The organism is Streptomyces sp. SJL17-4, assembly GCF_036826855.1.
Classification (GTDB): domain Bacteria; phylum Actinomycetota; class Actinomycetes; order Streptomycetales; family Streptomycetaceae; genus Streptomyces.
The window spans coordinates 3,705,308-3,714,413 of sequence record NZ_CP104578.1; the positions used below are offsets into that span (position 1 = coordinate 3,705,308).

Consider the following 9,106-nt stretch of genomic DNA (forward strand, 5'->3'; position numbering starts at 1 on the left):
CGCTTTCTGTGTGATCCATGTCATCCACGCCCGACAGCCCGCCCCGTAACGTGTCTCCCACACACGTGGAAAGCGAGGCACGCACCGATGCCCGAGCACAGCCCGCTCGACCTGGCCGAGGGCGATCCCTTCGGCCCGCACAACCTCCCGTACGGCGTCTTCTCGACCGCCGACGAGCCCGACCGGCGCCGGCTCGGCGTCCGGATCGGCGGGCACGTGCTGGACGCGGGTGCCGCGGCGCACGCGCTCGGCTCCCCGTACGCGGCGCTCCTCGACCGACCGAGCCTCAACCCTCTCCTCGCGGCCGGGCGGACCGCCTGGCGTGACGTCCGCCGGGCGCTCACCGCCTGGGTGACGGTGCCCGCCCACCGGGCGGACATCGAGCCGCTGCTGCACCCGCTGGACGAGGTGACGCTGCATCTGCCGTACGAGGTCGCGGACTACGTCGACTTCTACGCGAGCGAGCACCACGCGACGAACGTGGGCCGGATCTTCCGCCCCGACGGCGACGCGCTCACCCCCAACTGGAAGCACCTGCCGATCGGTTACCACGGTCGCGCGGGCACGGTCGTGGTCTCCGGCACCGATGTCGTACGCCCTTCGGGGCAGCGCAAGGCGCCGTCGGACCCGGCTCCGGTCTTCGGCCCCTCGGTCAAGCTGGACATCGAGGCGGAGGTCGGCTTCCTGGTCGGCACGCCGTCGGAGCTGGGGACGCCGGTCGCGCTGGCCGACTTCCGGGAGCACGTCTTCGGTCTGACGCTGCTCAACGACTGGTCGGCGCGGGACGTGCAGGCCTGGGAGTACGTGCCGCTGGGCCCGTTCCTGGGCAAGTCGTTCCAGACCTCGGTGGCGGCGTGGGTGACGCCCCTGGAGGCGCTGGACGCCGCCCGGACCGCCCCGCCCGCGCGGGACTTCCCGCTCCTTCCGTACCTGGACGACGCGGGTGAGGAGGAGCCGGGCGGCTTCGACGTGCGGATCACGGTGGAGATCAACGGCGAGGTGGTGGCCGAGCCGCCGTTCTCCACCATGTACTGGACGGCCGCGCAGCAGCTCGCCCACATGACGGTGAACGGCGCCTCCCTGCGCACGGGCGACCTGTACGGCTCCGGGACGGTGTCCGGGCCCGAGGTGAACCAGCGCGGTTCGCTGCTCGAACTCACCTGGAACGGCCGGGACGCGATCGAACTCGCGGGTGGCAAGCGGACGTTCCTTGAGGACGGCGACGAGGTCGTCATGACGGCCTGGGCGCCGGGCCCGGACGGCACCCGGGTGGGACTGGGCGAGGTCCGGGGCCGGATCGTCCCCTCGGCCTGACCCGAGGGGCGGGTCCTAGGCGAGCCGCCAGAGCGCGGGGACGTTCGGCGGCTCCCAGCCGGCCTGGGCCGTGTGTGCCTGCAGGCACACATAGGCCGGGCCGCCGTACGTGACCCGGTCCCCCGCCCGGTAGGCGGTCCCGGCGGCCCAGCTCCCGCCGGGCGGCTGGGTGGTCGTGGTGGCGGTCGGGGTCGGGGTCGGGCCGGGGTTCTGCGGCACGTTCAGGACGAAGTCGAAGGCCGCCTCCTTGCCCGCGCCCGCGTCCCGCACGCTCATCAGGAGCCGGGCGTCGAAGATGCTGTCGGTGTTGTTGCGGGGCTCGCCCGGGAAGTACAGCTGCGAGGTGAGGACCGGGCGTCCGGGCGCCTGCACCTTGACGTGGAGGTGCCGGGTGCGGCCCGGATAGAGGCCGGGCACGATCGTGGTCAGCCGGAAGGCGCCCTGCGCGTCGGTGAATTGGTGGCCGCGGAACCGGAAGCCGGTGTTGTCGTAGGCGCCGTTGGTGTCGGCCTGCCAGAAGTCGAGCAGGGCGCCGGCTATGGGTCGGCAGGCGAGCCCGAAGACGTAGCCGCTCACCGTCAGCCGGACGCCGACCGTGCCCGACTCCAACAGGCTGGTCCGCAAGGGCGAGTTGGGCTTGAAGTAGGGGCCCTCGGTCTGCGGCGGGGTGGGGTCGTCGCCGTCGTCGCACTCCGGGGTGAGCTGGGGCGGCGCCTCGCCCGCGGTGAGGGTACGGGCGAGCGCCGGTACGCCCATGAGGACCGTGGGCGCCGCGATGCCGGCCGCGAGCGCGGCCCGCAGCACCGCCTTACGGGTCACGTGCCCGGTGCTGGTCTCGTTGTCCATGCCTGCCTGCTCCTCGCGTGGGGGCTGAGGGGGGTCGGCAATGAACCTAGGCGGGCCGGGCGCCGCCTTCGATGGACGGATCACGGCGGTCGTGGTGTTTTCGGAAGTCCCCCGGGCTGAGTCCCGTCTCGCGCCGGAAGAAGCGGCAGAAGTAGGCGGGGTCGTCGAAGCCGACCCGGGCCGCGATCTGACGGATCGACAATCTCGTGCCGACGAGCAGGCGTTGGGCCTCACGGGACCGCGCCTCGCGGAGCAGCGCGCCGGGGGTGCGGCCGGTGGCGGTGCGGACGGCCTCGGCGAGGTAGCCCGGGGTGACGCCGATCAGCTCGGCGCACTCCCGTACGGTCCGGCCTTCCGTGCCGGTACGGGCGAGCAGGCGGGCGAACTCCTCGGCCACGGCCGCGGGTCTGCCGGGCGGGGGCGCGGGGGTGCCGGGGCCGCGCAGTCTCGCCGTACGGACCAGGAGGACGTGCAGCAGGGAGCGCAGGACGGTCGCGAAGCCGTCGGCGCCGTGCCCGTACTCCTCGATGAGTTCGGCCATCAGACGGCCGGTACGCGTGTGCGTGGGTCCGTCGAGGGTGAGCCAGGGCCGCTCGCCGAGGCGGCGCAGGAGGTCCCGGTCGCCGGGGTGGTCGAGGAGGAAGTCCTCGGTGAAGAGGACGACGCTGCCGTCCAGGCCCCGGGCGTCCTCCCAGTGGTGCAGTTGCCCGGGCAGGATGAGGCCCAGGTGGGGCGGGTGGAGCTCCCAGCGGGCGAGGTCCACGACGTGGGTGCCGGTCCCGGCGGTGACGTGGACGATCTCGAAGAAGGTGTGCCGGTGGGGGAAGTCGGCCCGGGACATGGCGCCGATCGTGTCGAAGGTTCCGGCGGCGAAGGGCACCTGGTCGGGGAGCCTGACCTCCAGGCGGTGCATGGGCGGGTCGCCGGCTCTGGGGGTGCTGCAGGGGGTCCCTGGTAAGGCGGTCGTGCCGCTCATGGCGCGGCTCCCCTCTCCTCTACTGGTACAGACCACTGGGGGCGGTTCTCACGATGGCACGGACACCTCCAATGGGTCACCCCCGCGTGCGGCACCCCCGTCGGGCGACCATGCTCCTCACGTGGGCTCAGGGGAGGAGCCGTCCGACACCGACGCCTCCGTGGGCGGGGGCGTTCCCTCTTCCGAGGAGCAGTTCATGTCCGCACGACCCCGCCGTACCTGCCGTGCCCGCCGTCTGCTGATAGCGGGTCTCGGCCTCACCGCCCTCGCCTCCACGGCGCTCGCGGCAGGACCGGCCCAGGCCGACGACGCGTCCGTCGCCCGTGACCTGGCGAAGGCGCACGCGGCGACGGCGAAGTTCGCGCACGAACCGCTGGCCGTCAAGGCCGGCTTCATGAAGACCGACATGTGCATGTCCGATCCCGTCCTGGGCGGCATGGGCTACCACTACGTCAACCCGGCCAACATCGGCTCCACCGACCCGTCCCGTCCGGCCGCCGTGCTCTACGAGGACGGCGAGGACGGCAAGCGGCACCTCGTCGCCGCCGAGTGGGTGGTCCTGGATGTGGGCCGACCCGCCCCCGTGATGTTCGACCGGAAGTTCGACGGCCCGAACGTCATCCCCGGCCTCGGCAGCACCTACGACCGGCACGTCTGGCTCTACAAGAAGACCCCGTCCGGTCTCTTCGCCCGCTACAACCCGAAGGTGAAGTGCCCGGTGGCCTCGCCCCCCGCACCCGTAGCCCCGCACCCGTAGCCACGCGCACACGCGGGTCCCCGCGTACGACGAAGGGCCCGGCTCGCCCCCGAGCCGGGCCCTTCACGCGTACGACCGGAGCTACCGGACGAACACGCTCGCCTGGTTCGCGAGATCCAGGAAGTACTGCGGTGCGAGGCCGAGCACCAGCGTGACCGCCACACCCGCCGTGATCGTGACCGTCGTCAGGGCCGAGGGCACGGCGACCGTGGGGCCGTCCGCCTTCGGCTCGCTGAAGAACATGAGCACGATGACCCGGATGTAGAAGAACGCGGCGATCGCCGAGGAGATCACACCGACCACGACGAGCGCGCCCGCGCCGCCGTCCGCCGCCGCCTTGAAGACCGCGAACTTCCCGGAGAAGCCGGAGGTCAGCGGGATACCGGCGAAGGCGAGCAGGAAGACCGCGAAGACCGCCGCGACGAGCGGCGAACGGCGCCCGAGACCGGCCCACTTGGAGAGGTGCGTCGCCTCGCCGCCCGCGTCCCTGACCAGCGTGACGACGGCGAACGCGCCGATGGTCACGAAGGAGTAGGCGCCCAGGTAGAAGAGGACGGACGAGATTCCGCTCGGGGTGGCCGCGATGACACCGGCGAGCAGGAAGCCCGCGTGCGCGATCGACGAGTACGCGAGGAGCCGCTTGATGTCGGTCTGGGTGATGGCGACGATCGCGCCGCCCAGCATGGTGACGATGGCGACGCCCCACATGACCGGCCGCCAGTCCCAGGTGAGGCCCGGCAGCACCACGTACAGCAGGCGGAGCAGCGCGCCGAACGCGGCGACCTTGGTCGCGGCGGCCATGAAGCCGGTGACCGGGGTCGGGGCGCCCTGGTAGACGTCCGGGGTCCACATGTGGAACGGCACGGCGCCGACCTTGAAGAGGAGCCCGGTGAGCACCATGGCGAAGCCGATGAGCAGCAGCGCGTCGTTGCCCATGGTGCCGGCGAGCGCCGGGTTCACGGTGGCGATGGAGCCGTCGACGACCTGGGCGATGGTGGCGTACGAGACGGAGCCCGCGTAGCCGTAGAGGAGGGCGATCCCGAAGAGCAGGAAGGCCGAGGAGAAGGCGCCCAGCAGGAAGTACTTGACGGCTGCCTCCTGTGACATCAGCCGCTTACGGCGGGCCACGGCGCAGAGCAGGTACAGCGGGAGGGAGAAGACCTCCAGGGCGATGAAGAGCGTCAGGAGGTCGTTGGCCGCCGGGAAGACGAGCATGCCGGCGACGGCGAAGAGGGCGAGCGGGAACACCTCGGTGGTGGTGAACCCGGCCTTGACGGCGGCCTTCTCGTGGTCGCTGCCGGGGACGGCGGCGGCCTCGGCGGCGAAGGAGTCGACCTTGTGGCCGTGGTCGGCCGGGTCGAGCCTGCGCTCGGCGAAGGTGAAGATCGCGACGACGGAGGCGAGGAGAATGGTGCCCTGGAGGAAGAGGGCGGGTCCGTCGACGGCGATGGCGCCCATGGCCGCGATGTGGGCCTTGGTGGAACCGTAACCGCCCGCCGCCAGGCCGACGATGGCGGCGAAGGCGGCGACGAGTGCGAGGACGCTGAGGAAGAGCTGGCTGTGGTAGCGGGCCTTGCGGGGCACGAAGGCCTCGACGAGGACGCCGACGATCGCCGCGCCGACCACGATGAGGACGGGCGAGAGCTGGACGTACTCGATGTGGGGCGCCGGGATCTTGTCCTGCGGTTCGGCAGCGGTCGTCCACAGGCTGTGGACAGAGGATGCGACGGCGGATGTGCTCACTTGGCCGCCTCCACTTCGGGGGTGGGGTCCTTCTGCTGGACGTCGGACATGGTGTGCTGCACGGCCGGGTTGACGACGTCCGTCAGCGGCTTCGGGAAGACCCCGAGGAAGATCAGGAGCGCGATCAGCGGGACGACCACCGCGAGTTCACGCACCCGCAGGTCGGGCATCGTCCGTACCTCCTCCTTCACCGGCCCGGTCATCGTCCGCTGGTACAGGACGAGGGTGTAGAGCGCGGCGAGGACGATGCCGGTGGTGGCGATGACGCCGGCCACCGGGTAGCGGGCGTACGTGCCGACCAGGACGAGGAACTCGCTGACGAACGGCGCGAGTCCGGGCAGCGACAGGGTCGCCAGACCGCCGATGAGGAAGGTGCCGGCGAGCACCGGGGCGACCTTCTGCACACCGCCGTAGTCGGCGATGAGCCGGGAGCCGCGCCGGGAGATCAGGAAGCCGGCGACGAGCATCAGGGCGGCCGTCGAGATGCCGTGGTTGACCATGTAGAGCGTGGCACCGGACTGGCCCTGGGTGGTCATCGCGAAGATGCCCAGGATGATGAAGCCGAAGTGCGAGATCGACGCGTAGGCGACCAGGCGCTTGATGTCCCGCTGGCCGACGGCGAGCAGAGCGCCGTAGACGATGCTGATCAGCGCCAGGACGACGATCGCCGGGGTGGCCCACTTGCTCGCCTCGGGGAAGAGCCCCAGGCAGAAGCGGAGCATCGCGAAGGTGCCGACCTTGTCGACGACGGCGGTGATGAGGACGGCGACCGGGGCGGTCGCCTCCCCCATCGCGTTCGGCAGCCAGGTGTGCAGCGGCCAGAGCGGGGCCTTCACCGCGAAGGCGAAGAAGAAGCCGAGGAACAGCCAGCGCTCCGTGCTGGTCGCCATCTCCAGCGAGCCGTTGGCGCGGGCCTCGGCGATCTCGGTGAGCGAGAAGTTCCCCGCGACCACGTAGAGCCCGATGACGGCGGCCAGCATGATGAGGCCGCCGACGAGGTTGTAGAGGAGGAACTTGACGGCCGCGTACGAGCGCTGGGCCGCCGCGTTCTCGTCGGTGCCCGCGTGGGCGCGGTCGCCGAAGCCGCCGATGAGGAAGTACATCGGGATGAGCATGGCTTCGAACAGGATGTAGAAGAGGAAGACGTCGGTGGCCTCGAAGGAGAGGATCACCATCGCCTCGACCATGAGGATCAGCGCGAAGAAGCCCTGGGTGGGCCGCCACCGCTTCGAGCTGGTCTCCAGGGGGTCGGCGTCGTGCCAGCCCGCAAGGATCACGAAGGGGATGAGCAGCGCGGTGAGCGCGATGAGCGCCACCCCGATGCCGTCGACCCCGAGCTCGTAGCGGACGCCGAAGTCCTTGATCCAGGCGTGCGATTCGGTCAGCTGGTACCGCTCGCCGCCGGGCTCGAACCGTACGAAGACGACGGCGGCGAGCACGAGCGTGGCGAGCGAGACCAGCAGCGCCAGCCACTTGGCGGCGGTGCGGCGGGCGGCGGGGACGGCGGCGGTGAGGATCGCACCGACCGCCGGAACCGCTGCCGTCAGCGTAAGGAGCGGGAAGGACATGAGAGTTACACCGCCCTCATCAGCAGGGTCGCGGCGATCAGCACCGCCGTACCTCCGAACATGGAGACCGCGTACGAGCGGGCGTAGCCGTTCTGGAGCTTGCGCAACCGGCCGGAGAGTCCGCCGACGGAGGCCGCGGTGCCGTTGACCACGCCGTCGACCAGGGTGTGGTCGACGTAGACGAGCGAGCGGGTCAGGTGGGTGCCGCCGCGGACGAAGACGGCGTGGTTGAGGTCGTCCTGGAGGAGGTCGCGGCGGGCGGCCCGGGTGAGGAGCGAGCCGCGCGGGGCGACGACCGGGACGGGCTTGCGCCCGTACTGGAGGTACGCGAGGCCGACACCGATCACCATGACGGCGACGGTGGCGGTGGTGACGGCGGCGGCGCTGATCGGCGGGTGGCCGTGGGCGTAGCCGGTGACCGGCTCCAGCCATTCGACGAAGCCGGCGAACTCGAAGAACGCGCCTGCGGCGACGGAGCCGACGGCGAGCAGGACCATGGGGATGACCATGGACTTGGGCGACTCGTGCGGGTGCGGCGGGTTGCCGTTCTCGTCGTTCTGCCAGCGCTTCTCGCCGAAGAAGGTCATCAGCATCACGCGGGTCATGTAGTACGCGGTGATGGCCGCGCCGAGCAGGGTGACCGCGCCGAGGATCCAGCCCTCGGTGCCGCCCTTGGCGAAGGCCGCCTCGATGATCTTGTCCTTGGAGAAGAAGCCGGACAGGCCGGGGAAGCCGATGATCGCGAGGTAGCCGAGGCCGAAGGTGACGAAGGTGACCGGCATGTACTTCCGCAGGCCGCCGTACTTCCGCATGTCGACCTCGTCGTTCATGCCGTGCATGACCGAACCGGCGCCGAGGAACAGCCCGGCCTTGAAGAAGCCGTGGGTCACCAGGTGCATGATCGCGAAGACGTAGCCGATGGGGCCGAGGCCGGCGGCCAGGATCATGTAGCCGATCTGCGACATCGTCGAGCCGGCGAGCGCCTTCTTGATGTCGTCCTTCGCGCAACCGACGATCGCACCGAAGAGGAGCGTGACGGCGCCGACCACGGTGACGACGAGCTGCGCGTCGGGCGCGGCGTTGAAGATGTTCGCGGAGCGGACGATCAGATAGACACCGGCGGTCACCATGGTGGCCGCGTGGATGAGGGCCGAGACCGGGGTCGGGCCCTCCATCGCGTCCCCGAGCCAGGACTGCAGCGGCACCTGGGCCGACTTGCCGCAGGCGGCGAGGAGCAGCATCAGACCGATCGCGGTCAGCGTGCCCTCCGAGGTCTCCCCCGTCGACGCCAGGACCGGCCCGAAGGCGAAGGTCCCGAAGGTGGTGAACATGATCATGATGGCGATCGACAGGCCCATGTCGCCGACCCGGTTGACCAGGAAGGCCTTCTTCGCGGCGGTGGCCGCGGTGGGCTTGTGCTGCCAGAAACCGATCAGGAGGTACGAGGCGAGGCCGACGCCCTCCCAGCCGAAGTACAGGAGCAGGTAGTTGTCGGCGAGGACGAGCAGCAGCATCGCCGCGACGAACAGGTTGAGGTAGCCGAAGAAGCGGCGGCGGCGCTCGTCGTGCTCCATGTACCCGATGGAGTACACGTGGATGAGGGTGCCGACGCCGCTGATCAGCAGGACGAAGGTCATCGACAGCTGGTCGAGCTGGAAGGCGATGTCCGCCTGGAAGCCCTCGACGGGGATCCAGGAGAAGAGCCGCTGGTGCAGGGCCCGGTCGTCGGCGCTCTTGCCGAGCATGTCGGCGAAGAGCGCCAGGCCGATGACGAAGGAGACGGCCGCGAGGAGCGTGCCGATCCAGTGCCCGACCTTGTCGAGCCGCCGCCCGCCGCAGAGCAGGACGACCGCTCCCAGCAGAGGCGCCGCGATGAGCAGCGCAATCAGATTGTCCACAGTT

Annotated in this window: 7 protein-coding genes; 2 read left to right on the top strand and 5 right to left on the bottom strand. The window is 70.7% G+C overall.

What is annotated here, in order from left to right; all coding sequences use genetic code 11:
- Window positions 1–87: 87 nt before the first annotated feature.
- The gene (fahA, locus tag N5875_RS16370; protein WP_318212403.1) at window positions 88–1,314 is read left to right on the top strand and encodes a fumarylacetoacetase; all 1,227 of its coding nucleotides are present in this window, start codon (window positions 88–90) and stop codon (window positions 1,312–1,314) included.
- Between the two features lie 15 nt (window positions 1,315–1,329).
- Here the strand turns inward: fahA and N5875_RS16375 are convergent, their stop codons facing one another.
- Both N5875_RS16375 and N5875_RS16380 read right to left on the bottom strand, forming a co-directional pair.
- Window positions 1,330–2,160 carry a carbohydrate-binding protein gene (locus N5875_RS16375; protein ID WP_338494467.1) on the bottom strand — a complete coding sequence of 277 codons (831 nt, stop codon included), beginning with the start codon at window positions 2,158–2,160 and terminating at the stop codon, window positions 1,330–1,332.
- A 46-nt stretch (window positions 2,161–2,206) separates the two neighbouring features.
- Entirely contained in the window at window positions 2,207–3,136 is a 930-nt protein-coding gene (locus N5875_RS16380) for an AraC family transcriptional regulator (protein WP_318212401.1), read from the bottom strand.
- A 196-nt stretch (window positions 3,137–3,332) separates the two neighbouring features.
- Between N5875_RS16380 and N5875_RS16385 the strand changes: the two genes are divergently transcribed.
- Window positions 3,333–3,893 carry a hypothetical protein gene (locus tag N5875_RS16385; protein ID WP_318212400.1) on the top strand — a complete coding sequence of 187 codons (561 nt, stop codon included), beginning with the start codon at window positions 3,333–3,335 and terminating at the stop codon, window positions 3,891–3,893.
- Between the two features lie 81 nt (window positions 3,894–3,974).
- Here N5875_RS16385 and nuoN read toward each other — a convergent pair whose 3' ends face one another.
- The 3 genes from nuoN to nuoL are packed head-to-tail and all read right to left on the bottom strand — an operon-like array spanning window position 3,975 to window position 9,102.
- Window positions 3,975–5,636 carry an NADH-quinone oxidoreductase subunit NuoN gene (nuoN, locus tag N5875_RS16390; RefSeq protein WP_338494469.1) on the bottom strand — a complete coding sequence of 554 codons (1,662 nt, stop codon included), beginning with the start codon at window positions 5,634–5,636 and terminating at the stop codon, window positions 3,975–3,977.
- Window positions 5,633–7,204, bottom strand: a complete 1,572-nt coding sequence (locus N5875_RS16395) for an NADH-quinone oxidoreductase subunit M (protein ID WP_318212398.1) — start codon at window positions 7,202–7,204, stop codon at window positions 5,633–5,635. The genes nuoN and N5875_RS16395 overlap by 4 nt, the downstream gene beginning before the upstream one ends.
- A 5-nt stretch (window positions 7,205–7,209) precedes the next feature.
- The gene (gene nuoL, locus N5875_RS16400; RefSeq protein ID WP_318212397.1) at window positions 7,210–9,102 is read right to left on the bottom strand and encodes an NADH-quinone oxidoreductase subunit L; all 1,893 of its coding nucleotides are present in this window, start codon (window positions 9,100–9,102) and stop codon (window positions 7,210–7,212) included.
- Window positions 9,103–9,106 lie beyond the last annotated feature (4 nt).